Here is a 24,557-nt window from a genome sequence, read left to right on the forward strand (position 1 = left end):
GCCCGGTTACATTCCGAACCCGGAAGCTAAGCCTTACAGCGCCGATGGTACTGCAGGGGGGACCCTGTGGGAGAGTAGGACGCCGCCGAACAATCTTTGGAAGGACCCGTGGTCCCAGCGTTCAGCTGGGACCACGGGTCCTTTTTGTTTTTGCACTGCGCGCTGGGCACCCGGCTGCGCGAGAATGACTTGCGGTACCGAAGACAGGAGTCACCATGTCCACCAACTCTCCCGACGACCGACCGGAGCGCGACCAGCGGCGACGGGAGGGGGACCGGAGCGAGCGGAACGACCGCGGCGGTCAGCGCGGGAGCCGCGGCGGAGACCGTGGGGGCTTCCGCCGTGACAACGACCGAGGCGGCAACGACCGAGGCGGGTTCCGTCGGGACGACCGTGGCGACCGCCCGGATCGAGGGGATCGTGGCGGTTTCCGGCGTGACGACAGCCGTGGCGGTGGGTACGGCCGGCGTGACGACCGCGATCGCGGACCGCGCAGGGACGACCGTGACCGTGGCGGGTTCCGCCGCGAGGACCGCGGCGACCGCCCTGCCTTCCGGCGCGACGACCGGGATGACCGCGGTGAGCGCCGCGACGACCGGGACCGTGGCGGTTTCCGGCGTGACGACAACCGTGGCGGTGGGTACGGCCGGCGTGACGACCGCGATCGCGGACCGCGCAGGGACGACCGTGACCGTGGCGGGTTCCGCCGCGAGGACCGCGGCGACCGCCCCGCCTTCCGGCGTGATGACAGGCGTGACGACCGACGCGACGACCGACGTGACGACCGTCGTGGCGAGCGGCGCGAGGGCGACCGTGGCGGGTTCCCCCGTCGCGACGATCGTGAGCGTGGCGGTTTCCGTCGCGACGACAACCGCGACCGTGGCTTCCGCGGCGACGACCGCGATCGCGGGTTCCGCGGTGGCGACCGGGACCGCCCCAGGGACGGTGACCGGGGCTTCCGGCGTGATGACCGCGGTGGTTTCCGGGGTCGTGACGAGCGCCGTGACGAGCGCCGTGACGAGCGTCGCGGGGACGACCGCGGGGAGCGCGGTGGCTTCCGCCGTGACGACGCCGGCCGGGGCGGGCGTCCCGGGTTCCGTCGCGAGGACGGCCCTCGCAGCGACCGTGGCGACCGCGGCGAGTTCCGTCGTGACGACCGTCGTGACGACCGCCGCGGGGACGATCGCGGTGGCTTCCGCGGCCGTGACGACCGCGGCGGGCGCGGGCCCCGTCGGGACGACCGTGGCGACCGTCCGGCCTTCCGGCGTGACGGTGACCGGCGTGACGGCGACCGCGGGGGCTTCCGAGGCCGGGACGACCGGCGTGCCCCCGGCCGGTTCCGTGAGGAGCGGGACCGGGACAGGGAGCCCATCAAGCGGCTGCCGATCCCCGAGGACGTCACCGGCGAGGAGATCGACAAGGACGTGCGGCAGGAGCTGCAGAGCCTGCCCAAGACGCTCGCGGACGACGTCGCCAGGAACCTGGTGATGGTCGCGCGGCTCCTCGACGAGGACCCCGAGGGTGCGTACGGCTACTCCAGGGTCGCGCTGCGGCTGGCTTCGCGTGTGGCCGCCGTGCGGGAGGCCGCCGGGTTCGCCGCCTACGCCAACCAGAAGTACGGCGAGGCGCTGGCCGAGTTCCGGGCCGCCAAGCGGATGACCGGGAACATCGACCTCTGGCCCGTCATGGCCGACTGCGAGCGCGGGCTCGGACGGCCGGAGAAGGCGCTGGACATGGCCGGAGCCCCCGAGGTGCACAAGCTCGACAAGGCCGGGCAGGTCGAGATGCGGCTCGTCGCGGCCGGCGCGCGGCGGGACATGGGGCAGCTGGACGCGGCCATCGTGACGCTGCAGAGCCCGGAGCTGGCCGCGAACTCCGTGCAGCCGTGGACCGCGCGACTGCGGTACGCCTACGCCGACGCGCTGCTCGCCGCCGGGCGGGAGAGCGAGGCGCGGGAGTGGTTCGCGAAGGCCGTCGAGGCCGACCGCGACGGCAGCACCGACGCCTCGGACCGGCTTGCCGAGCTGGACGGTGTGGAGTTCGTCGACGCCATGACCGAGGACGAGGACGACGAGGTCCAGGCTCCGGCTTCGTCCGAGGCGGGCGAGGACGAGGACGAGAACAAGAACGACGACAACAACGACGACAACAACGACGATCAGGACGACAAGGACTGACGTCCGTCGAAGGAGGGGCGGGATCCCGGCCGTGAGGCCTGGGGCCCGCCCCTTCGTCGTGTCGTCACCGGCTTCGCCCTGTCATTCGCCCTGTCAGAGGTCCAGCGCCCGCAGCACCAGGCCCGTCGCCGGCTTCGGGCCGAACGACGTCGACTTACGGGGCATCGTCACGCCCTGGCGGGCCAGGTCGCGGACGACCTCCTCGCGGACCGGGTGCATCAACACGGCCGTTCCGCCGTCGCGTTCCGCCTTCTCCACCGTGGCCGCCGTGTCGTGGATGTAGGCGATGTGGGCGGGGGAGTCCTCGGGGATGCGCCAGACGTGCTCCAGCAGCGTGGCGTGCAGGACCGTCGCGTCCAGGGTGCGCCAGGCCTCGGGGCGGTCGGCGGGGATCGTGCGGGCCAGCAGGTCGGGGTCGGGCTGGTCGACGAGGTGGAAGGCGCCGTCGCCGGCCAGGAGGAACGCGTTGCCGGCGCCGGCCGCGTCGGCCAGGGCGTCCAGGGCCTCGGGGAGGGGCACTTCGAGCCGGCGTACACGGAAACGGCCCTCCAGGGCTGCCACGGCCTCGCCGACCGGCAGGTCGTGCAGCAGACGGTGGATGGCGCGGACCCGGAGCGGGTAGCGGACCGTGTCGATGAGGAGCACCAGGCCGTGGTCCCACGGGCTGGGCGAGGGGTGCTCCGCTCGGAGGCGGCGGTAGGTCGCCCAGCGGTGGTGGCCGTCGGCGATCAGGGCCTGGTGCCGGCCGAGGCCGGTCTGGATCGCGGCCAGGTCCTCGGGAGAGGTGACCGACCACAGGCGGTGGTGGAAGCCGTCCTCCGTGGTGGTGGCGAGGAGCGGAGGCTGTTCGGCGGTGCGCTCGATCAGGTCGGCCGTGGCAGCCGTGGCGTCGTCGCCCCGGTAGGTGAGCAGGAGGGGTTCCAGGTTGGCCGAGGTGGCGCGCATGAGGGCGGCGCGGTCGGCGACGATGTGCGGCATGACGTCCTCGTGCGGCAGCACCACCTGCTCGGCGGGGTCGGACACGCGCAGGGCGCCGATGATGCCGCGTTGCAGCATGCCGTCGCCGTCCTGCTGCTCGTAGACGTAGAGCCCCGGTTCCGGGTCGCTGGTCAGGACGCCCTCCGACAGCCAGCGGCGCAGGGTGTCGGCGGCCTGTTCGTTGCGGGCGCTGGGCGTGGCGGCCTGGGGGAGGATCAGTCGGACGATGTTGTGCGGGTCGGCGGCCTCGAGGTGGTGCAGGCCATCGGGGCGCACCACGACGTCGTACGGCGGAGATGTGACGGCGGCTAGGCTGCCGACCCGGTCGGGGTCGTAACGAAGGCCTCGGAACGGGGTGAGTTCCAGGCCTCGGCGCGCCGTTGCCTCCGAGTGACCTGCTGTATCCATCCCGGCATCGTACGGGTGTCGGTGGCATGGGGGATGATCGGGGGAAAGCCGTCGAACGAGGAGCGATGCGGGATGAGCCGGAGCGTCAGGACGAGGCCCGAGGGCTGTGGGCAGGCCCTGAGCGAGGCGTACGACACGGCGCTGCTCGATCTCGACGGTGTCGTGTACGCGGGCGGGAGCGCGATCGCGCACGCGGTCGAGTCGCTGGCCCGGGCCCGGCAGGGCGGTATGCGGCTCGCATACGTCACGAACAACGCGCTGCGGACGCCGGACACCGTGGCCGGGCATCTGACGGAGCTGGGGATACCGACGGGCGCGGAGGACGTCATCACCTCGGCGCAGGCGGTCGCGCGGCTGATCAGTGAGCAGGTGCCGCAGGGTGCCCGGGTGCTGGTGATCGGCGGTGAGGGGCTGCGGGTGGCGTTGCGCGAGCGCGGGCTCGTGCCCGTCGAGTCGGCGGACGACGATCCGGCGGCGGTGGTGCAGGGGTTCGGCGGGCCCGATCTGCCGTGGGGCCGGTTCGCCGAGGCGTCCTACGCGGTGGCCCGGGGCGTGCCGTGGTTCGCGTCCAACACCGACCTCACCATCCCGAGCGGGCGGGGGATCGCGCCGGGCAACGGCGCCGCGGTGGAGGTCGTCCGGATCGCCACGGGTGCCGAGCCGCAGGTCGCGGGCAAGCCACTGCCCCCGATGCATCGGGAGACGATCCTGCGGACCGGCGCGCAGCGGCCGCTGGTGGTGGGGGACCGGCTGGACACGGACATCGAGGGCGCGTTCAACGGGGAGGTCGACTCGCTGCTGGTCCTGACCGGCGTCACCGACGGCGCTCAGCTGCTGGCCGCGCCTCCGCAGCACCGGCCGACGTACGTGGACGCGGATCTGCGCGGGATGCTCGGCCGTCAGCCGGAGGTCGTCGAAGCGGGCGAGGGCGGATTCCGGTGCGGTGGCTGGACGGCGACGGCCGGTGCGGACCGGCTGGAGCTCGACGGGGAGGGCGAGTCTCTGGACGGGCTGCGTGCGTTGTGCGCGGCGGCGTGGACGGCGGCCGGTGAGGGTGGGTGCGAGCTGGACGGGGGGAAGGCGCTGGCGCGGCTGGGTATCTGAGCACTTGTCAGCGCCCGGGCCGGGTACCCGCAGCGGGGCCGGGATCCGAATCTTGCTCGAATGCGAGGGTAGGCTAACCTAACCTGCGTGTTGGTCGAGAGTCCCCCTGAACCGCGCGCGGAGACCGCCCCCGCGCCCCCGGCCCGACGGGCGGTGCGAGCCTTCGGGCTCCTGCTGTCCCTCGCGATCCTGGTGCTCGTCGCGCTGGCGAGTATCGCGATCGGTGCGAAAGAGCTGTCCCTCGGCCAGGTCTGGCACGGCCTGTTCGAGGAGTCGGGGACCTATGGGGACGTCGTCGTGGCGGAGCGGCTGTCGCGGACCGTGCTCGGGCTGCTCGCGGGCGCCGCGCTCGGCCTGGCCGGGGCGGTCCTGCAAGCCCTCACGCGCAACCCGCTGGCCGATCCCGGTCTGCTCGGCATCAATGCCGGTGCCTCCGCCGCGGTCGTCACGGCCATCACGTACTTCGGGGTCACCTCGCTCAGCGGTTACGTCTGGTTCGCGTTCTTCGGCGCTGCCGCGGTCGGGGCGCTGGTGTGGTTCCTCGGCGGCAGCCGGGGGGCGACGCCGGTGCGGCTCGCGCTCGCCGGCACGGCCATCAGCGCCGCGCTGTACGGCTACCTCCAGGCCGTGATGATCATGGACGAGGCGGCGCTCGGCAAGATGCGCTTCTGGACGGTCGGTTCGCTGGCCTCGGCGACCGACTCGACCATCACGCAGGTCCTGCCGTTCCTGCTGACCGGCACGGTCCTGGCGCTGGCGCTCGCCCGCCCGCTCAACGCGATGGCCATGGGCGACGACACCGCCAAGGCCCTCGGCGCCGACCTCAACCGCACCCGGGCGCTGTCGATGCTGGCCGCGACCGTGCTGTGCGGGGCCGCGACCGCCGCGTGCGGGCCGATCGTGTTCGTCGGGCTGATGGTGCCGCACGTGGTGCGCTCCTTCACCGGGCCCGACCTGCGCTGGATCCTGCCGTACGCGGCGATCCTGTCGCCCGTGCTGCTGCTCGGCGCCGATGTCGTCGGCCGGATCGTGGCGCGGCCCTCGGAGCTCCAGGTGGGCATCGTCACCGCGATCCTCGGCGGGCCGGTGTTCATCTTTCTCGTACGACGGCGGAGGACGGCGCAGCTGTGAAGACCACCAACCGTGCCGTGCGGACGCCGGGCGGCCTCTCGGTACGCCTGGACGCACGGGCCGTCACCGTCGTGCTCCTGCTGATCGTCGCGGCGCTCGTGGCGAGTGTCGTGCTCATCGGCACCGGCGACTTCCCGATCCCGGCCGCCGACGTGCTGCGGACGCTGGTCGGCGAGGGCAACCCGGGCCAGGAGTTCATCGTCAACGAGCTGCGGCTGCCGCGGGTCCTCGTCGGGCTGCTGGTAGGCGCCTCGCTCGGACTGGGCGGGGCCCTGTTCCAGGCCATCTCCCGCAATCCGCTGGGCAGTCCGGACGTACTGGGTCTCGGGCAGGGGGCGACGGCCGGCGCGCTCGTGGTGATCGTGCTGAGCTCCGGGAGCGCCAACCAGGTCGCGGCCGGCGCACTGGTCGGCGGCCTGGTGACCGGACTCGCCATCTACGTGCTGGCCTGGAAGCGGGGCGTGCACGGCTACCGGCTGGTCCTGGTCGGGATCGGCGTCTCCGCGATCGTCACGGCGGTCAACGGCTATCTGCTCACCAAGTCCGACATCGTGGACGCGGCCCGCGCGGTCGTGTGGATGACCGGGTCCCTCGACGGCCGGGACTGGGACCAGGTGTGGCCGCTGCTCGCGCTGACCGCCGTGCTGGTGCCGCTCGTCCTCGTCAACGCGCGCGGGCTGCGGATGATGGAGATGGGCGACGACGTGTCGTACGCCCTCGGGGTGCGGGTCGAGCGGGTGCGGCTGCTGCTGATGGTGGCGGCCGTGCTGCTCACCGCGTCCGCCACCGCCGCGGCCGGCCCCGTCAGCTTCGTCGCGCTCACCGCGCCGCAGTTGGCCCGGCGCCTGACCCGCTCGCCCGGGCCGAACCTGCTGCCCTCGCTGTGCATGGGCGCGGCCCTGCTGGTCGTCGCCGACTGGGTCTCGCAGCGGGCGTTCGGCGCCGAGCAGCTGCCCGTGGGTGTGGTCACCGGTGTGCTCGGCGGGGTCTACCTGCTGTGGCTGCTGGTCAGCGAGCGCCGGGCGGGCCGGATATGAGCACCGGGGTGGAGAAGAGCACCAGCGGACCGAACAACCAAGGGAGCACCGTGAACCGCCTGTCCGCCGAGAACGTCACCCTCGCCTACGACCAGCGGGTCATCGCGGAGCGGTTGTCGGTGGAGATACCCGACAACTCCTTCACCGTGATCGTGGGCCCCAACGCGTGCGGCAAGTCGACGCTGCTGCGGGCGCTGTCGCGGATGCTCAAGCCGAGCGAGGGCCGGGTGCTGCTGGACGGCAACGTCATCCAGTCGATGCCCGCCAAGAAGGTCGCGCGGACCCTCGGCCTGCTGCCCCAGTCGTCCATCGCGCCCGACGGCATCACGGTCGCCGACCTGGTCGGCCGCGGCCGCTACCCGCACCAGGGCATCCTGCGCCAGTGGTCGGCCGAGGACGAGCGGGTCGTCCAGGAGTCGATGCGGCAGACCGGCGTGGCCGAACTCGGCGACCGCTACGTCGACGAACTCTCCGGCGGCCAGCGCCAGCGCGTGTGGATCGCCATGGCGCTCGCCCAGCAGACGCCGCTGCTGCTCCTCGACGAGCCGACGACATTCCTGGACATCCAGCACCAGATCGACGTCCTGGACCTGTGCGCCGAGCTGCACGAGGAGCAGGGGCGCACGCTCGTCGCCGTGCTGCACGACCTGAACCACGCCGCCCGCTACGCCACCCACCTCATCGCCCTGCGCGAGGGCCGGGTGATCGCCGAGGGCGCACCGAAGGACATCGTCACGGCCGGACTGGTCGAGGAGGTCTTCGGGCTGCGCTGCCAGGTCATCGACGACCCGGAGACGGGCACGCCGCTGGTCGTGCCGGCGGCCCGCAAGGCCCGGGCCGGGGCCATGGCCGCGGTCGGGAAGGCCGCGGCTACAGAAGCTTCCTGAGCTGGAGCAGGTCCCGCACGCCCGCGTGCAGCTTCACCCGGCCGGAGCCCCAGGCCTTGGCGAAGCTCAGCTCGCCGCCGACCAGCGCGACCAGGTCGTCGCCGGTCATGGCGAGTCTGATCTCGGCCTTGCCGGGCGGCGGCCCCGGCACGGTGTCGTGCACCTCGATCCGCCCGCCGCGCATCCGGCCGGTGAAGGTGACGTCGAGGTCCGTGATGTGGCAGCTCACCGAGCGGTCCAGGGCCGCGGCGTCGCGGACGGCCCCTTCGGCGCGCTGCATGTTGTCCGAAAGCTTGTCGAGTGCGCTGCGGCACTCCTCGATCGTGGCCATCGCGGTCGACGGTACCGCAGCGGTTCGCGGTAGCGTCGGGGCATGGACGACGCAGTTCCCGAGGCCCCTCCGGCGGCGGAGGAAGAGCCGGCGCACGACCCCGCCGCCCCCGCTCCCCTGAACGTGCCCCGCACGCCCACCGGCGACGCCGGTGTGGACGCCGCCCTGGGCCGGCTCGGCGACGCTGACCACCTCGCCACGGACGGGCATGTCGAGGTGTACGAGGATGTACACCGGGGGCTGCGCGACGCGCTCACCGCGCTCGACGTACGCCCGGGACCTCCGGCTCCCGCCCGTCACCCGACCACCACCCCTCAACGAGACCCTTCGGGTCGCCCCCTCTGATCGCCGCCTGGACCTAGGAGCTGAACCGAACGTGGCAGGAGTCGCACGTCGCCGTCTGGACGCGGAGCTGGTCCGCCGGAAGCTCGCGCGTTCGCGCGAGCACGCCGCGCAGCTGATCGCCGCGGGGCGGGTCTCCGTCGGCAAGACCGTCGCGACCAAACCCGCCACGCAGGTGGAGACCGCGGCCGCGATCGTGGTGGCCCAGGACGACAGCGACCCCGACTACGTCTCGCGCGGCGGCCACAAGCTGGCCGGCGCGCTCGCGGTGTTCGGTCCGCAGGGGCTGCCCGTCGAGGGGCGCAGGGCGCTCGACGCCGGCGCGTCCACCGGCGGTTTCACCGATGTCCTGCTGCGGGCGGGCGCCGCGCACGTCGTCGCCGTGGACGTCGGATACGGACAACTCGCGTGGTCCCTCCAGAAGGATGAACGCGTCACCGTCAAGGACCGTACGAACGTACGCGAGTTGACGCTTGAAGCGATCGATGGGGAGCCAGTGGATCTTGTCGTGGGGGATCTGTCCTTCATCCCGCTCGGGCTGGTCCTGCCCGCCCTGGTGCGGTGCGTGAAGCCGGACGCCGATCTGGTGATGATGGTCAAGCCGCAGTTCGAGGTGGGCAAGGAGCGCCTCGGCAGCGGGGGAGTGGTACGCAGCACCCAGCTGCGGGCCGAGGCGGTACGCGGGGTGGCCGAGAAGGCCTGGGGGCTGGGGCTCGGGGTGAAGGGTGTGACGGCCAGTCCGCTGCCCGGGCCGTCGGGGAATGTCGAATACTTTCTGTGGCTGCGGTCCGGGGCACCGGAACTGGACCCGGCCGAGGCAGACCGTGCAGTGGCGGAGGGGCCGCGTTGACCGAGAACCGAGCTCGTACTGTTTTCCTGCTCGCCCACACGGGGCGGCCCGCCGCCGTGCGCAGTGCCGAACTCGTCGTGAAGGGGCTGCTGCGCTCCGGTCTGGGCGTGCGCGTCCTGGAGGCCGAGGCGCGCGACCTGCCCCTGCCGGCCGAGGTGGAGCTGGTCAAGGAGGCCACTCCGCAGTGCCTCGACGGCTGTGAGCTGCTCATCGTGCTGGGCGGTGACGGCACGCTGCTGCGCGGTGCCGAGTTCGCGCGGGCGTCGGGTGTGCCGATGCTCGGCGTCAACCTCGGGCGCGTCGGGTTCCTCGCGGAGGCCGAGCGCGACGACCTCGACAAGGTTGTCGACCGGGTGGTCACCAAGGCGTACGAGGTCGAGGAGCGGATGACCGTCGACGTCGTCGTGCACCGCAACGGGGACATCGTGCACACGGACTGGGCGCTGAACGAGGCGGCCGTGCAGAAGGTGTCCGCCGAGCGGATGCTGGAGATCGTCCTGGAGATCGACGGGCGGCCGGTGACGGGCTTCGGCTGCGACGGGATCGTGTGTGCGACCCCCACGGGGTCGACGGCGTACGCCTTCTCGGCGGGCGGGCCGGTGGTGTGGCCGGAGGTCGAGGCGCTGCTGATGGTGCCGATCTCCGCGCACGCGCTGTTCGCGAAGCCGCTCGTGACATCGCCGGATTCTGTGTTGGCTGTGGAGGTTCTGCCCCACATTCCGCCGGGTGTGCTGTGGTGCGACGGGCGGCGGACGGTCGAGTTGCCGCCCGGGGCGCGGGTGGAGGTGCGGCGGGGAGCAGTGCCGGTCCGGCTCGCCCGGCTGCACCACGCGTCCTTCACGGACCGGCTGGTGGCGAAGTTCGCGCTGCCTGTTTCCGGGTGGCGGGGCGCACCTCACTAGGGGGCTGCTCGTCGTCAGGGGGCTGCTCGTCGTCGGCGGGCGCGGGTGCTCTGTGGCCAGGCGCGCAGTTTCCCCCGCCCCCAGGGGCCGAGCACCACTCTCGTGGGTGACAGGGGCGGGCCAGTCGCACTCGCCCGCCCGGACCTCGTAAGGTCTTGTCCGTGTTGGAGGAGATGCGGATACGGTCGCTGGGCGTGATCGACGATGCTGTCGTCGAGCTGTCGCCCGGGTTCACCGCGGTCACCGGTGAGACGGGTGCGGGCAAGACCATGGTGGTCACCAGCCTGGGGTTGCTGCTGGGCGGGCGCGCCGACCCGGCGCTCGTGCGGATCGGGGCCGGGAAGGCCGTCGTGGAGGGGCGGATCACCGTCCCCCGGGACGCCGCGGTCGCCGTACGCGCCGAGGAGGCCGGGGCCGAGCTCGACGACGGGGCCCTGCTGATCAGCCGCACCGTTTCCGCCGAGGGGCGCTCACGGGCGCACCTGGGCGGGCGCAGCGTGCCGGTGGGTGTCCTGGCCGAGCTCGCCGACGAGCTGGTGGCCGTGCACGGGCAGACCGACCAGCAGGGGCTGCTCAAGCTGTCCCGGCAGCGGCAGGCGCTCGACCGGTACGCGGGCGACGCGGTCGCCGGGCCGCTGGCCAAGTACGGCGAGGCGTACAAGCGGCTGCGGGCCGTAGCCGCCGAGCTCGACGAGATCACCACCCGGGCCCGGGAGCGGGCCCAGGAGGCCGATCTGCTGCGCTTCGGGCTCGACGAGATCGCGGCCGTCGAACCCCGCGCGGGTGAGGACGTGGAGCTGGCCGAGGAGGCCGAGCGGCTCGGGCACGCAGAGGCGCTGGCGTCCGCCGCCGCGGTCGCGCACGCCGGTCTCGCGGGCAACCCCGAGGACCCGGAGGGTGTCGACGCCGGGACGCTCGTCGCGGGCGCGCAGCGGGCCCTGGACGCCGTACGGTCGCACGACCCGGCGCTGGCCGCGCTCGCCGACCGCATCGGGGAGATCGGGATCCTGCTGCGCGACGCGGCCGGCGACCTGGCGGGGTACGCCGACGACCTGGACGCCGATCCGCTGCGGCTGGCGGCCGTCGAGGAGCGGCGGGCCGCGCTCACCGGGCTGACGCGCAAGTACGGCGAGGACATCGCCACCGTGCTGGCCTGGGCCGAGCAGAGCGCCGCCCGGCTCACCGAGCTGGACGGCGACGACGAGCGGATCGGGGAGCTGACCGCCGAGCGGGACGCGCTGCGGTCCGAACTGGGCGGGCTGGCGCAGGCGCTGACGGATGCCCGGACGGAGGCCGCCGAGCGGTTCGCCGCCGCCGTGACCGCCGAGCTGGCCTCGCTCGCCATGCCCCACGCGCGCGTGTCCTTCGACATCCGGCAGACCGAGGACCCCGAAGGCGTCGAGGTCGGCGGGCGTCCGGTCGCCTACGGTCCCGCGGGCGCCGACGAGGTCGAGCTGCTGCTCGCCCCGCACCCGGGGGCGCCGCCGCGGCCGATCGCCAAGGGCGCGTCCGGCGGTGAACTGTCGCGCGTGATGCTGGCCGTGGAAGTGGTGTTCGCGGGGACGGACCCGGTGCCCACGTACCTCTTCGACGAGGTCGACGCCGGCGTCGGCGGCAAGGCGGCCGTCGAGATCGGCCGGCGGCTCGCCCGGCTGGCGAAGACCGCTCAGGTCGTGGTCGTGACCCACCTGCCCCAGGTGGCTGCCTTCGCCGACCGGCAGCTGCTGGTCGAGAAGACCAACGACGGGTCGGTGACCCGCTCCGGCGTCAAGGTCCTCGAAGGAGAGGACCGGGTCCGCGAGCTGTCCCGCATGCTCGCCGGGCAGGAGGACTCCGAGACGGCCCGGGCGCACGCGGAGGAACTGCTGGCGGCGGCCCGGGCGGACGGCTAGGCCGCAGCGGCGCACCGGGGTGGTGCGCCAAGACCGGGCGGGTCGCCCGATTTCACTCGTGTGGGTGACCCGGCCCGGGGCGTTCCCCCGGTGCCGCGCCCCGCTGCCGCGGCACAGGGGTTCCGGCGTTCCCGGAACCCCCTTGTGTCCTGGCATCCTTGGCGGAGTACGCGTGCGAAACCGCGTCGTGACCGCCCGACCCGAACCAGGAGCCCGGCCACGTGACCCCCGTGAGCAGCCACTCACCGCATGGCCAGTTGCCGCTGCGCACCGTGCAGGTGCTGGGCGGCGGCAACGCCGCCAGCAGTGCGCATGTGCGCTCGCTGGCAGCGGGGCTCGTCGCGCGGGGCGTGAAAGTCACGGTGTGCGCCCCCTTTGAGGCCGATCGCGCCTATGACTTCAGCGGCGTCGGGGCCGACCACGTGCACGTGCCGCGCAGCAGCGACCCGGTGTCGGTGGCCGCGCTGCGGGCGGCCTGCGCCAACGCCGACCTGGTGCACGCGCACGGGCTGCACGCCTCCTTCCGTACCGTGCTCGCCCTCAGCGGCCGACGCGTGCGTACTCCGCTGGTGGTGACGTGGCACGACCGGGCGCACGCCGACGGCGCGCGTGCCCACATGCTGCGCGTACTGGAGCGAAGGGTCGTGAAGGCGGCCACGGTGGTGCTGGGGACGACCTCGGCGCTCGTGGACCGGGCCCGGCTCACCGGCGCGCGCGACGCCCGGCTCGCGGCCGTCGCACTGCCGGGTCCCCGCAGGCCCCGCGAGCCCGACGACCCCGACCGGCGGCGGCCCAAGGTGCGCGCCGAACTGGGCGCCATCGGGCGGCCGTTGCTCATGGCCGTCGGCTCCCTGGAACGCCACCGCGGATACGACGTGCTGCTGGACGCCGCGCGCGCCTGGCGCCGCCTCGAACCCGTGCCGCTGGTCGTGATCGCCGGCGAGGGCCCGCTGCGCGGTGAACTCCAGGCGCGGATCGAGGAGGAGGGGCTGCCGGTCCGGCTCATCGGGCGCCGCGACGACATCACCGACCTGCTCGCCGCGGCCGACCTCGCCCTGCTGCCGAGTCGCTGGGAGGCGCGCTCCGTCCTCGCCCAGGAGGCCCTGCACGCACGTGTGCCGCTCGTCGCGACGGGTGTCGGCGGCATCCCGGAGCTCGTCGGTGACGCGGCCGAACTCGTTCCCTACGGGGACGCGAAGGCCCTCGCCGACGCCGTCGTGGGGCTGCTCGGCGACCAGGAGCGGCGGGACCTGCTGGCGGCCAAGGGCGCCCGGCAGGCGGCCGGCTGGCCGACCGAGGACGAGACGGTCGCCCAAGTGCTCAGCGTGTACGACGAGTTGACCCAGCCCCGGCCGCTTCCCTAGGAGCCCTTACGGCACGTGCCTGCGGGCCCGCAGGGCCAGGCTCAGGGCCAGGACCGTCTGCGGGTCGTCGAGGTCCGTGCCCAGCAACTCCCCGATGCGGGCCAGGCGGTTGTACAGGGTCTGCCGGTTCAGGTGCAGCTCGCGGGCCGTCTCCGCCTTGCGTCCCGCGTGGGCGAGGTAGGTCGTGAGGGTGGGCAGCAGCGGCGGCCGGGAGCGGCGGTCGTGCTCCAGCAGCGGGCCGAGGGCGCGGTCGACGAAGGCCGCCAGGTCCTCGTGGTCGCGCAGCCGCCACAGCAACAGGTCGATGTCGAGACGGCGGGCGTCGTACCAGGGCCGGTCCGGCAGGCCCTGGGCCGCCGTGGCCGTCTCGGCCGCGTGCCGCAGGCCCGAGGCGGCCGCCGGCCAGCCGCCGGGCGTCCCCACGACCATCACGGGCGGCTGCCCGCCCGGCCGCGGCAGCCCCGCCCGGCCCACACCGGCCCGCAGCGCCGCCGCCACCCGGTCCGCGACCGCCGCCCGCTCCGACTCCGCGCGCAGCCCGAGCAGCACCAGTACCCGGCCCTCCAGCGGCCGCACCCCGAGCAGCACCGGCACGCCCACCGACGCCAGCTCCTCCGAGACCGCCCGGGCCAGCACCGCCCAGCCACCCCCGCTCTCGGCCCCGCCGGAGCGGGCACCGCCCCCGTCCGGGGACAGGGCGTCCCCGAGCCGCATGACCACCGGCAGCAGCGGGCCGCTGCCCGGCCGGAAACCCAGCACGCGGGCCTGCGCCGGGGCGTCCTCGGCCGTGACCCGGCCCTCGGCGAGGTCGGTGAGGAAGTCGCCGCGCCCGCGCGCCGCCAGTTCCTCCTCCTGCCGGGCCTGCATCAGCACCACGGCCAGGATGCCCGCGGCCCGCTCGGCGGCCATCCGGTGCACCGGCGCCAGGGGAGTCCGCACCGGCAACAGGATGAGCCGCGCCCGCACGCCCCCGCTGCCCGGCCCGCCGCCCGGCACGTCCACGAGCACCGACCCCGCGAGCGGCGGCTCGTCCCTGTGCTGGCCGCGCAGCCCCTCCCACACCTGGAGCGGGTCCGCGCCCTCGGGCCCGGACCCGGCCGCGTACAGCAACTGCCCGTCCGCCGTCTCCAGGAAGACGGGGTTTCCGGCGAAGTCCGCGAGGATGCCCAGCACTTGGGGCACCCCGCCGCCGCTCAGCAGGGCCTGTGTGCACCGCCGGTGCACCTCCTCGGCCCGCTGGAGCAGCGCGTAGTGGCCGTTGACGATCTCGGTGTGCACCTCCTCCGTGACCGTCACGAAGGGCACCTCGCGGTGCAGCTGGACGAGCGGCAGCCCGGCGGAGCGTGCCGTGTCGACGAGGGCAGCAGGCAGCCGGGTGAAGCGCGGACCGAGCTCCACGACCAGGGCCGCGATGCCGCGCTCGGCCAGGGTGCGTACGAACGCCCGCTGCTCGGCGGGGCGGGTGCCGAGGCCGTAGCCCGTGGTCAGCAGGAGTTCGCCGCCCTTGAGCAGGGAGGCGATGTGCGGCACCTCGCCGGCGTGCACCCAGCGCACGGTCCGCCCGAGCCGCTCGGCACCCGCCAGCACCTCGGGCAGTCCGCTGCGCAGCCCCGGCAGCTCCAGCGCCCGCTGCACGGTGATCCCGGCGCCCTGGGTGTCGTAACCGCTGTCCGTACCGCTGTCCATGGTCCGGACGCTACCCGGGCGGGTGCCTCCCGGACATCTTCGGCGGGCACCGGAATGATCACCTCCCGGAATCCGCCCCGCATCTCCCCGGATTAGCGGGTGATCGGCCGGGTACGGGCGCCGTCATGGACATGAGCGTGGTGGCGGTAGGTCGGGAAGACGACAGTCCGGTCGAGGAGCCGTTGCGGGTCGCGGTGCTCGCCGACCGGCTCGGGTACCGGGAGGTCTGGGCGGGCGAGGGGCCCACATGGGACTCGTTCGTCCTGGCGGCGGCGATCGGCGCGGCCACCGAGCGGGCCACGCTGACCGCCGGGCCCGTACCGGTGTCGGTGCGCGATCCGCTCACCATCGTCCGCGGCGCCGCCTCCACCGCGGCCGTCACCGGCCGGCCCGTAGGCGTGGCCCTGGGCACCTCCAGCAAGCGGGTCGTCGAAGGCGTGCACGGCCGGCCACGCACCCGGCCCGCGGCGGCCCTCGCGGAGTCGGCGGCGGCCGTACGGGCGCTGATGGACAGCGTGCCGGGCGAACCGATCGTGCCCGGCAGCGGCTTCCCGCGCCGCCTGCCGCCGCCCGGAGGCATGGTCACCGTCGCCGCGTTCGGGGAGCGGGCCGTCGCCGCCGCCGTCGCGCACTCCGACCGGATGCTGCTCGACCTCGTCTCGCCCGAGCAGGTCCGCATGCTGCGCGGCCGCATGCTCGCGGCCGCCGAGGAGGCGGACCGTACGCCGCCGCGGCTGGCCGCCTGGCTCCCCGCCGCCGTCGATCCGGAACCGGAGACGCTCACGCAGGTCCTGCGCAGCGTCGTCGGCTACCTCGCGGTGCCGGGCTACAGCGACATGTTCGTCGACGCGGGGTTCGCCGAGGTCGTGGAGCTGGCCGCCAAGGGCGCCGACGCCGACACCCTGCTGCGGGCACTGCCGCCCGAGGCCGCCGGCACGGTTGCCCTCGTCGGGGACGCCGACACCGTCCGTGCCCGCATCGCCGCTTACGCCGAGGCCGGACTCGACGAGATAGCCCTGGTCCCGGCCACGGCCGGTGATCCCGCGGGGGAGCGCACGCTCACGGCCCTCAGGCCGGAGTGAGACCCCCGCGGGCCGCCCGGTTCAGCCGCCGTACGCCCCCGAAGCCGTCAGACGCAGTGCCGTGTCGATGAGCGGCACATGGCTGAAGGCCTGCGGGAAGTTGCCGACCTGGCGCTGAAGGCGCGGGTCCCACTCCTCGGCCAGCAGACCGAGGTCGTTGCGCAGGGACAGCAGCTTCTCGAACAGCTTGCGGGCCTCGTCCACGCGGCCGATCATCGCCAGGTCGTCGGCCATCCAGAACGAACAGGCCAGGAACGCGCCCTCGTCGCCGGGCAGACCGTCGACGTTCTCGTCGCCGCTGGTGGTCGGGTAGCGCAGGATGAAGCCGTCCGACGTGGACAGCTCCCGCTGGATCGCCTCGATCGTGCCGATGACGCGCTTGTCGTCCGGCGGCAGGAAGCCCATCTGCGGGATCAGCAACAGGGAGGCGTCCAGCTCCTTGGAGCCGTAGGACTGTGTGAAGGTGTTGCGCTCCTTGTCGTAGCCCCGCTCGCACACGTCCCGGTGGATGTCGTCGCGCAGCTCGCGCCAGCGCTCCAGCGGGCCGTCCGCGTCGCCGGACTCGATCAGCTTGATCGTGCGGTCGACCGCGACCCAGGCCATCACCTTGGAGTGCACGAAGTGGCGGCGCGGGCCGCGCACCTCCCAGATGCCCTCGTCCGGCTCCTGCCAGTGGTCCTCCAGGTAGCGGATCAGCTTCAGCTGGAGCAGCGAGGCGTAGTCGTTGCGGGCGAGGCCCGTCATGTGGGCCAGGTGCAGGGCCTCGGTGACCTCGCCGTACACGTCCAGCTGGAGCTGGTGGGCCGCGCCGTTGCCGACCCGGACCGGGGCGGAGTTCTCGTAGCCCGGAAGCCAGTCCAGCTCCGCCTCGCCGAGCTCGCGCTCACCGGCGATGCCGTACATGATCTGCAGGTTCTCCGGGTCGCCGGCGACCGCCCGCAGCAGCCACTCGCGCCAGGCGCGGGCCTCCTCGCGGTAGCCGGTGCGCAGCAGCGAGGACAGCGTGATCGCCGCGTCGCGCAGCCAGGTGTAGCGGTAGTCCCAGTTGCGGACGCCGCCGATGTCCTCCGGCAGGGAGGTGGTGGGCGCGGCGACGATGCCGCCGGTCGGGGCGTACGTCAGGGCCTTCAGCGTGATCAGCGAGCGGACCACGGCCTCGCGGTAGGGGCCGTGGTACGTGCAGTGGTCGACCCACTCGCGCCAGAAGTCCTCCGTCGCCTCCAGCGACTGCTCGGGCTCGGGCAGCGGCGGCGGCTCCTTGTGCGAGGGCTGCCAGGAGATCGTGAACGCGATCCGGTCACCCGGCGCGACCGTGAAGTCCGCGTACGTCGTCAGCGACTTGCCGTAGGTCTCCGCGGATGTGTCGAACCACACGGAGTCGGGGCCCGCGACGGCCACCGTGCGCCCCTCGTGCTTGTGCACCCACGGCACCACCCGTCCGTAGGAGAACCGCATCCGCAGCGCCGAGCGCATCGGCACGCGGCCCGAGACGCCCTCCACGATCCGGATCAGCTGCGGGGCGCCGTCACGCGGCGGCATGAAGTCCGTCACCCGGACCGTGCCCCGCTGGGTGTCCCACTCGGACTCCAGGATCAGCGAGTCGCCCCGGTAGCTGCGCCGCGCGGCGGTGGGGGGCTGCTGGTCGGAGGCGTACGCGGGGCCGAGCCGCCAGAAGCCGTGCTCCTCGGTGCCCAGCAGGCCGGCGAAGATGGCGTGCGAGTCGAAGCGGGGCAGGCACAGCCAGTCGACTGTGCCGTCCCGGCAGACCAAGGCAGCGGTCTGCATGTCTCCGATGAGTGCGTAGTCTTCGATGCGCCCGGCCACGTGCAACTCCAGTCGAACGGCCACGTCACCCCACGAGGGGGCTGTCGCTAGTGCGGTCAAGGGGGGTTTCAGCAAGTCTTGCAAATGCGTCGTTGAGCGATGAAGCAAAACAGGTCACTCAGCCGTGACGCAAAGCGCCCATTGTTGCTCAACGAACTGCCGAGCTCACGTTGTTCCGGTGGTTACGGGCGGTGGGTGGTGCCGTGGGGCCGGACGGGCTCGGCAGCGAGTGTCCGAGCAGGATACGACGCAGGCGGATGATCCGGGTGCCCGTCCGGACAAGGGGAGTACGCCGAACGAGTGAGCAACGGGTGAGGAAGCGGTGAGTGTGGCCATCTCTGTGTCGAGATGTGTGCGGAGCGTGGCCGGAAGCCGTCGCCCCGCGGCGCTGATACGCTGGTAGCCCGTGGACCGGTGGGCCCCTTCCCGACAGGGAACCCCCGAACCGCAGCGACGGCACCCCGGAGTTCTCCGGTGGGCAGCCGCACCGCACCCCCAGACCGCGACCACGGGAGCCCCGTCTTGGCCATGCCGCCCGCCGCTTTTCGTAATTCGACGACCAAGCACATCTTCGTCACCGGGGGTGTCGCCTCCTCGCTCGGCAAGGGCCTGACGGCCTCCAGCCTCGGCATGCTGCTCAAGGCCCGCGGTCTGCGCGTCGTGATGCAGAAGCTCGACCCGTACCTGAACGTGGACCCGGGCACGATGAACCCCTTCCAGCACGGTGAGGTGTTCGTCACCAACGACGGCGCCGAGACCGACCTGGACATCGGCCACTACGAGCGCTTCCTCGACCGCGACCTCGACGGCTCCGCGAACGTCACCACCGGCCAGGTGTACAACACCGTCATCGCCAAGGAGCGGCGCGGCGAGTACCTGGGTGACACCGTGCAGGTCATCCCGCACATCACCAACGAGATCAAGCACCGCATCCGCCGCATGGCGACGGACGAGGTCGACGTCGTGATCACCGAGGTCGGCGGCACGGTCGGCGACATCGAGTCGCTGCCGTTCCTGGAGACCGTCCGCCAGGTCCGTCACGAGGTCGGCCGTGACAACGTCTTCGTCGTCCATATCTCGCTCCTGCCGTACATCGGCCCCTCGGGTGAGCTGAAGACGAAGCCCACCCAGCACTCGGTTGCGGCCCTGCGCAACATCGGTATCCAGCCGGACGCGATCGTGCTGCGCTGCGACCGCGAGGTGCCCACCGCGATCAAGCGGAAGATCTCGCTGATGTGCGACGTCGACGAGGCCGCCGTCGTGGCCTGCCCCGACGCCCGCTCGATTTACGACATCCCGAAGACCGTGCACGGCGAGGGCCTGGACGCCTACGTCGTCCGCAAGCTGGACCTGCCGTTCCGCGACGTCGACTGGACGACCTGGGACGACCTGCTCGACCGCGTCCACAACCCCGACCACGAGATCACCCTCGCCCTGGTCGGCAAGTACATCGACCTGCCCGACGCCTACCTGTCGGTCACCGAGGCGCTGCGCGCCGGCGGCTTCGCCAACCGGGCCCGCGTGAAGATCAAGTGGGTCACCTCCGACGACTGCAAGACCCCGGCGGGCGCGGCGGCGCAGCTCGGCGACGTCGACGGCATCTGCATCCCCGGCGGCTTCGGCGACCGCGGTGTGCTCGGCAAGGTCGGCGCGATCAAGTACGCCCGCGAGAACAAGATTCCCCTGCTCGGCCTCTGCCTCGGCCTCCAGTGCATCGTGATCGAGGCCGCGCGCAACCTGGCCGACATCACCGACGCCAACTCCACCGAGTTCGACCCGGCCACCTCCCACCCGGTCATCTCCACCATGGCCGAGCAGCTCGACATCGTCGCCGGTGAGGGTGACATGGGCGGCACCATGCGGCTCGGCATGTACCCGGCCAAGCTCGCCGAGGGCTCGATCGTGCGCGAGGTGTACGACGGCAAGGAGTACGTCGAGGAGCGCCACCGGCACCGCTACGAGGTGAACAACTCCTACCGGGCCGAGCTGGAGAAGCAGACCGGCATCCTGTTCTCCGGCACCTCGCCGGACGGCAAGCTCGTCGAGTACGTCGAGTACCCGCGCGACGTCCACCCGTACCTGGTCGCCACGCAGGCCCACCCGGAGCTGCGCTCGCGCCCGACGCGCCCGCACCCGCTGTTCGCCGGGCTCGTCAAGGCCTCGGTCGAGCGGAAGACTTCGAAGTAACACACCAGTTGTACGGTGGCCGGGGTGCATCCCTTCAAAGGGTGTGCACCCCGGTTTCGTTTCGGCAGGTCGCGCGGCACGTGGAAGGACAGGCATGACGATCAAGGACGCCCCGGAGGAGTGGGAGATCCGGGCGACGCAGACTCCCTTCGTGGGCAACAAGACCTCCGTCCGCACCGACGACGTGGTCATGCCCGACGGCACCGTGGTCGGCCGTGACTACCAGGTCCACCCCGGCTCCGTGGCCGTCCTCGCCCTGGACGCGGACGACCGTGTGCTGGTGCTGCGCCAGTACCGCCACCCCGTGCGCCACAAGCTGTGGGAGATCCCGGCCGGCCTGCTCGACGTCCCCGGCGAGAACCCGCTGCACGCCGCACAGCGCGAGCTGTACGAGGAGGCGCACGTCAAGGCCGAGGACTGGCGGGTGCTGACCGACGTCTACACCACGCCCGGCGGCTGCGACGAGGCCGTCCGGATCTTCCTGGCCCGTGACCTCTCCGAGGCCGAGGGCGAGCGCTTCGCGGTCGAGGAGGAAGAGGCCGACATGCTGCTCGACCGGGTGCCGGTCGAGGACCTCGTGCGGGGTGTGCTGGCGGGCGAGCTCCACAACAACTGCCTCGTCGTGGGCGTCCTCTCACTGGTGGCCGCCCGGGGCGGTGACGGTCTGGACGCCCTGCGCCCGGCCCTGGCTCCCTGGCCTGCCCGTCCGTTCGAGGCGTAGCGCTCCGCTGGGGGTGCCGTGAGGGTGGGTGCCGCTGAGGTCGTCGGCCCGGTGCGGTGGCGTTGTGGCTCGTCGCGCGGTTCCCCGGGCCCCTTTCGGGGCGCGACCTTCTGCCGTCGGTCCTACCATCTGCTGATCCGATCGGGGGAAGTGGCCGTCCCTCCCGCCGTGCTCGACCCGGAACGTTGCAGAGCGTGAACTAGGCTCTGGGGCACGCCCGAACCGGAGTCCCGGCGGGCTCGCGTGTGCGGTGGGACGGGAGTGTGGCCCGTGGCGGATCAGGTCGTGGAGACAGGCGACGTGCGGCCGGCCGGGCGCGCTGCCGGGGAGATCGAGTTCCTGGGCCGCACACGGGAGTTGAAGGAACTGCGCGCCGACATCGAGCGCGCCGGGCTGGACACCCTGGCAGGCCGCAAAGCACCCCGCGCCCGTGTGCTGCTCATCGCCGGCCGGCCCGGTTCGGGCCGCACGGCACTCGCCGGGGAACTCGTCCGGCAGGTTGCGGACCGTTACCCCGACGGAGTGCTGCGGGCGAGCCTGACCGAGCCGGGCGGCACCCCGGTCCCCGTCGGGCGCGCCGCCCGCGATCTCCTCACCGCCCTGGACGCGCCGGCACCGGCCGGGGCCTGCGAGGACGACCTCACCGAAGCCCTGCGCACCGCCCTGGCGGACCGCCGCGCCCTGCTCCTGCTGGACGACGCGGCCGACGCCGAGCAGGTCGACGCCCTGCTGCCCGACGCCCCGGACTGCCTCGTCGTCGCGGTGTCCGAAGGCCCGCTGACCGGCATCTCCGACGTCCGCCCCTGCACGCTGGGCGGCCTGGACGCCAAGTCGGGGGTGGAGCTCCTGACCCGGCACACCGGTTCGGTCCGCATCACCGTCGACCCCCGGGCCGCCGAGGGCCTCGCCGAGGAGTGCCAGGGCCAGCCCGCCGCGCTGATGCTGGCGGGGGGCTGGCTCGCGGCCCGCCCCAAGGCCGCCGTCTCCGACCTCGCCAAGCAGCTGCGTGCCGAGGACACCGAGGGCACCGCCCTCACCCGGGTGTTCCGGCTCGCCTACGCCGCCCTGCCCCCCGGCGCCGCCCGGATGCTGCGCCTGCTCGCCCTCGCTCCGGCCGGACTGGTCGACCCGCAGACCGCCTCCGCACTCGTCGGCTGCTCGGTCGACAGCGCCCGCACCACCCTCGACGACTTCGTCGCCCTGGGCTTCCTGCACGCGGTGGAGTCCCCGCTGCCGCAGTACGAGGTACCCGGTTGCCTGCACCCCCAGCTGCGGATCCTCGCCGAGCACCACGAACGCCCCGCCGAGCTCCAGCTGGCCCGGGCCCGCATGCTGGAGCGGACCGTACGGCTGCTCCAGGCCTGCCGGGCGATCACCGAGACCGACAGCCTCCAGGCGCGCCAGAAGCTCCTCGACATGCCGCGCGCCCTGCGCTTCCCCACCCCGCGGGCGGCCGCCGACTGGCTGCGCCTGACCAGGCCCGCGCTGCTGGCCTCGGTCCGGCTCGCGGTCGCCGACGGAGGGCTGGACACCCTGGCCCGACGGCTGATGTCCCAGCTGGTGCGGGCGATGGCCGCGCACATCGGCACCCAGGCCGCCGCCGCCGACCTTTACGAGATCCACAGCCTGGTCCTCGACGTGGCCGAGCGCCGCGAGCTGCCCCGCGAGCGGGCCGCCGCCCTGCTCAACCTCGGCGATCTCGATGCCCGGAGCGGCCGTACGGCCGAGGCGCTCGCGCGCTACCGGGCCGCGCTGGACGCCGGGCGCGAGGTGAACGACCCGTACGCGACCGGCCGCGCGATGGAATCCGTAGGCGGCGCGCACCTGGAGCTCGGCGACTACGACCGGGCCGCCGACTGGTTCGGCCGCGCCCTGGTCGAGCGGCTCGCCCGGGGCGAGCGCGCCGAGGCCGCCCGGCTCTACGGGCGGATCGCCGCCGCCCACACCTTCGCGGGCCGCTACGGCGAGGCCCTGCGGAACTGGCGTGCGGCGGTATCCGGCCACCGCAAGAACGGCGACGTGGCCGCCCAGGCACGCGCCTTGAGCGAGCTGGCGCGGGTCCAGGAGTACGCGGGCCGGCCCGAGGAGTCGCTGCGCACCTGCCGGGAGGCGGTGGAGTGGGCGCGGCGTGCCGAGGACCCGCGCCTCCAGGCCGCCCTGCATCTGCGGGTCGCCGACACCCTGGAACACCTGGGTGATCCCGCCTCCGCCGGACTGCACCGGGGCGCCGCCGAGCGGATTCTCGGCGACTCAAACCTTCAAAACGACCCAGACGCCTGCGAAATCCGTACCGCATCAGCTGAAGATTGATGCAATGAAAGGCTAGACAGCGAGAACACCTTCATTAGACTGGCTCTGCCGCACGTTCTCCTGCGGTCTCTCCCGGTGTGCCCGTGCGTGCCCGGGTATGTCTAAGTAAGACCCCCCATACCCTCTGAGCCAAGGACCGTGATCGACGTGAAGGTCGGCATCCCCCGCGAGGTCAAGAACAACGAGTTCCGGGTGGCCATCACCCCCGCCGGCGTGCACGAGCTGGTGCGCCATGGCCACCAGGTCGTCATCGAGCGCGGCGCCGGCGTCGGCTCCTCGATCCTGGACGAGGAGTACGTGGCCGCGGGCGCGCACATCCTGGACACCGCCGACGAGGTGTGGGCCGCCGCCGACCTGCTGCTGAAGGTCAAGGAGCCCATCGCCGAGGAGTACCACCGCCTCCGCAAGGACCAGACGCTCTTCACGTACCTGCACCTCGCCGCCTCCAAGGAGTGCACGGACGCCCTCCTGGAGTCCGGCACCACCGCGATCGCCTACGAGACGGTCGAGCTGCCCAGCCGCGCGCTGCCGCTGCTCGCCCCGATGTCCGAGGTCGCGGGCCGGCTCGCCCCGCAGGTCGGCGCCTACCACCTGATGCGCGCCAACGGCGGCCGCGGTGTGCTGCCCGGCGGCGTCCCCGGTGTGCTGGCCGGTCGCGCCGTCGTGATCGGCGGCGGTGTCTCCGGCTGGAACGCCGCGCAGATCGCCATCGGCATGGGCTTCCACGTGACCCTGCTCGACAAGGACATCAACAAGCTCCGCGAGGCGGACAAGATCTTCGGCACGAAGATCCAGACCGTCGTCTCGAACGCCTTCGAGCTGGAGAAGGCCTGCCTGGAGGCCGACCTCGTCATCGGCGCCGTGCTGATCCCCGGCGCCAAGGCTCCGAAGCTGGTCACCAACGAGCTCGTCTCGCGCATGAAGCCCGGAAGTGTCCTTGTCGACATCGCGATCGACCAGGGCGGCTGCTTCGAGGACTCCCGTCCGACCACCCACGCCGAGCCGGCCTTCCAGGTCCACAACTCGGTCTTCTACTGCGTCGCCAACATGCCCGGCGCGGTGCCCAACACCTCCACCTACGCGCTGACCAACGCGACGCTGCCGTACATCGTCGAACTGGCCGACCACGGCTGGGCGGACGCGCTGCGCCGCGACCCGGCGCTGGCCAAGGGCCTCAACACCCACGACGGCAAGGTCGTTTACCGCGAGGTCGCCGAGGCGCACGGCGTGGAGCACGTCGAGCTGTCCTCGCTGCTCGGCTGAGCCGCCCACCGGCCTCGGACAGCCGGTAAGTCGGCTAAGTAACCAACCGGCAAAGGCGATACGTCAACACGGGTCGTCAAC

20 protein-coding genes and 1 rRNA gene are annotated in these 24,557 nt (G+C 72.9%); 17 read left to right on the forward strand and 4 right to left on the reverse strand.

The genetic code is table 11. From position 1 onward, the window contains the following. The 3 genes from rrf to AB0E85_RS28990 form a co-directional block, all read left to right on the forward strand. Nucleotides 1-91, forward strand: a 5S ribosomal RNA gene (rrf, locus tag AB0E85_RS28980); the annotation flags it as partial. Between the two features lie 17 nt (nucleotides 92-108). Then, nucleotides 109-1,488, forward strand: a complete 1,380-nt coding sequence (locus AB0E85_RS28985) for a hypothetical protein (protein ID WP_361933200.1) — start codon at nucleotides 109-111, stop codon at nucleotides 1,486-1,488. Continuing rightward, nucleotides 1,380-2,177, forward strand: coding sequence for a tetratricopeptide repeat protein (locus AB0E85_RS28990; protein ID WP_361933191.1), 798 nt, complete (start codon nucleotides 1,380-1,382; stop codon nucleotides 2,175-2,177). Before AB0E85_RS28985 ends, AB0E85_RS28990 begins: the two co-directional genes overlap by 109 nt. Nucleotides 2,178-2,270: 93 nt before the next feature. On the opposite strand, the gene AB0E85_RS28995 is transcribed toward AB0E85_RS28990, so the two are convergent. Further along, the gene (locus tag AB0E85_RS28995; protein ID WP_361933075.1) at nucleotides 2,271-3,563 is read right to left on the reverse strand and encodes a DUF1015 domain-containing protein; all 1,293 of its coding nucleotides are present in this window, start codon (nucleotides 3,561-3,563) and stop codon (nucleotides 2,271-2,273) included. A 72-nt stretch (nucleotides 3,564-3,635) separates the two neighbouring features. Between AB0E85_RS28995 and AB0E85_RS29000 the strand changes: the two genes are divergently transcribed. The 4 genes from AB0E85_RS29000 (at nucleotide 3,636) to AB0E85_RS29015 (ending at nucleotide 7,722) form a co-directional block, all read left to right on the forward strand. Beyond that, nucleotides 3,636-4,667: an HAD hydrolase-like protein gene (locus AB0E85_RS29000; RefSeq protein WP_361933078.1), complete on the forward strand. Its 1,032-nt coding sequence runs from the start codon at nucleotides 3,636-3,638 to the stop codon at nucleotides 4,665-4,667. A gap of 87 nt (nucleotides 4,668-4,754) precedes the next feature. Beyond that, entirely contained in the window at nucleotides 4,755-5,798 is a 1,044-nt protein-coding gene (locus AB0E85_RS29005; protein WP_361933081.1) for an iron chelate uptake ABC transporter family permease subunit, read from the forward strand. Further along, a complete protein-coding gene (locus tag AB0E85_RS29010) occupies nucleotides 5,795-6,835 on the forward strand; it encodes an iron chelate uptake ABC transporter family permease subunit (RefSeq protein ID WP_361933084.1) in 1,041 nt (346 codons plus the stop codon). Before AB0E85_RS29005 ends, AB0E85_RS29010 begins: the two co-directional genes overlap by 4 nt. Next, nucleotides 6,832-7,722 (forward strand): ABC transporter ATP-binding protein, encoded by an 891-nt coding sequence (locus AB0E85_RS29015; protein WP_361933086.1) that lies wholly within the window; start codon nucleotides 6,832-6,834, stop codon nucleotides 7,720-7,722. The genes AB0E85_RS29010 and AB0E85_RS29015 overlap by 4 nt, the downstream gene beginning before the upstream one ends. Here AB0E85_RS29015 and AB0E85_RS29020 read toward each other — a convergent pair. Further along, nucleotides 7,706-8,053: an SCP2 sterol-binding domain-containing protein gene (locus AB0E85_RS29020; RefSeq protein WP_361933089.1), complete on the reverse strand. Its 348-nt coding sequence runs from the start codon at nucleotides 8,051-8,053 to the stop codon at nucleotides 7,706-7,708. The two genes, AB0E85_RS29015 and AB0E85_RS29020, sit on opposite strands and share 17 nt — an antisense overlap. A gap of 42 nt (nucleotides 8,054-8,095) precedes the next feature. Between AB0E85_RS29020 and AB0E85_RS29025 the strand changes: the two genes are divergently transcribed. The 5 genes from AB0E85_RS29025 (at nucleotide 8,096) to AB0E85_RS29045 (ending at nucleotide 13,403) form a co-directional block, all read left to right on the forward strand. After that, the gene (locus AB0E85_RS29025) at nucleotides 8,096-8,398 is read left to right on the forward strand and encodes a hypothetical protein (protein ID WP_361933093.1); all 303 of its coding nucleotides are present in this window, start codon (nucleotides 8,096-8,098) and stop codon (nucleotides 8,396-8,398) included. A 31-nt stretch (nucleotides 8,399-8,429) separates the two neighbouring features. Then, nucleotides 8,430-9,245, forward strand: coding sequence for a TlyA family RNA methyltransferase (locus tag AB0E85_RS29030; RefSeq protein ID WP_361933096.1), 816 nt, complete (start codon nucleotides 8,430-8,432; stop codon nucleotides 9,243-9,245). Beyond that, a complete protein-coding gene (locus AB0E85_RS29035; protein ID WP_031112347.1) occupies nucleotides 9,242-10,147 on the forward strand; it encodes an NAD kinase in 906 nt (301 codons plus the stop codon). The genes AB0E85_RS29030 and AB0E85_RS29035 overlap by 4 nt, the downstream gene beginning before the upstream one ends. A gap of 173 nt (nucleotides 10,148-10,320) precedes the next feature. After that, nucleotides 10,321-12,039, forward strand: a complete 1,719-nt coding sequence (recN, locus tag AB0E85_RS29040; protein WP_355836561.1) for a DNA repair protein RecN — start codon at nucleotides 10,321-10,323, stop codon at nucleotides 12,037-12,039. A gap of 221 nt (nucleotides 12,040-12,260) precedes the next feature. Beyond that, complete coding sequence (locus tag AB0E85_RS29045; protein WP_361933099.1) at nucleotides 12,261-13,403, forward strand: glycosyltransferase family 4 protein; 1,143 nt, start codon at nucleotides 12,261-12,263, stop codon at nucleotides 13,401-13,403. A 6-nt stretch (nucleotides 13,404-13,409) separates the two neighbouring features. On the opposite strand, the gene AB0E85_RS29050 is transcribed toward AB0E85_RS29045, so the two are convergent. Then, nucleotides 13,410-15,089: a PucR family transcriptional regulator gene (locus tag AB0E85_RS29050; protein WP_361933101.1), complete on the reverse strand. Its 1,680-nt coding sequence runs from the start codon at nucleotides 15,087-15,089 to the stop codon at nucleotides 13,410-13,412. A 125-nt stretch (nucleotides 15,090-15,214) separates the two neighbouring features. Between AB0E85_RS29050 and AB0E85_RS29055 the strand changes: the two genes are divergently transcribed. Next, nucleotides 15,215-16,171, forward strand: coding sequence for an LLM class F420-dependent oxidoreductase (locus AB0E85_RS29055; protein WP_361933104.1), 957 nt, complete (start codon nucleotides 15,215-15,217; stop codon nucleotides 16,169-16,171). A 21-nt stretch (nucleotides 16,172-16,192) separates the two neighbouring features. On the opposite strand, the gene AB0E85_RS29060 is transcribed toward AB0E85_RS29055, so the two are convergent. Beyond that, the gene (locus tag AB0E85_RS29060; protein ID WP_361933194.1) at nucleotides 16,193-17,995 is read right to left on the reverse strand and encodes a glycoside hydrolase family 15 protein; all 1,803 of its coding nucleotides are present in this window, start codon (nucleotides 17,993-17,995) and stop codon (nucleotides 16,193-16,195) included. A 528-nt stretch (nucleotides 17,996-18,523) separates the two neighbouring features. Between AB0E85_RS29060 and AB0E85_RS29065 the strand changes: the two genes are divergently transcribed. The 4 genes from AB0E85_RS29065 to ald all read left to right on the forward strand — a co-directional run bounded on the left by AB0E85_RS29065 (nucleotide 18,524) and on the right by ald (nucleotide 24,476). Next, nucleotides 18,524-20,182: a CTP synthase gene (locus AB0E85_RS29065; protein ID WP_107458074.1), complete on the forward strand. Its 1,659-nt coding sequence runs from the start codon at nucleotides 18,524-18,526 to the stop codon at nucleotides 20,180-20,182. Between the two features lie 94 nt (nucleotides 20,183-20,276). Beyond that, the gene (locus AB0E85_RS29070) at nucleotides 20,277-20,903 is read left to right on the forward strand and encodes an NUDIX hydrolase (RefSeq protein ID WP_359637805.1); all 627 of its coding nucleotides are present in this window, start codon (nucleotides 20,277-20,279) and stop codon (nucleotides 20,901-20,903) included. Between the two features lie 270 nt (nucleotides 20,904-21,173). Continuing rightward, complete coding sequence (locus tag AB0E85_RS29075; RefSeq protein ID WP_361933106.1) at nucleotides 21,174-23,213, forward strand: tetratricopeptide repeat protein; 2,040 nt, start codon at nucleotides 21,174-21,176, stop codon at nucleotides 23,211-23,213. 138 nt (nucleotides 23,214-23,351) lie between these two features. Continuing rightward, complete coding sequence (ald, locus tag AB0E85_RS29080) at nucleotides 23,352-24,476, forward strand: alanine dehydrogenase (RefSeq protein WP_361933109.1); 1,125 nt, start codon at nucleotides 23,352-23,354, stop codon at nucleotides 24,474-24,476. Nucleotides 24,477-24,557: the final 81 nt, after the last annotated feature.

The organism is Streptomyces sp. NPDC029044 (genome assembly GCF_040637495.1).
Classification (GTDB): Bacteria; Actinomycetota; Actinomycetes; order Streptomycetales; family Streptomycetaceae; genus Streptomyces.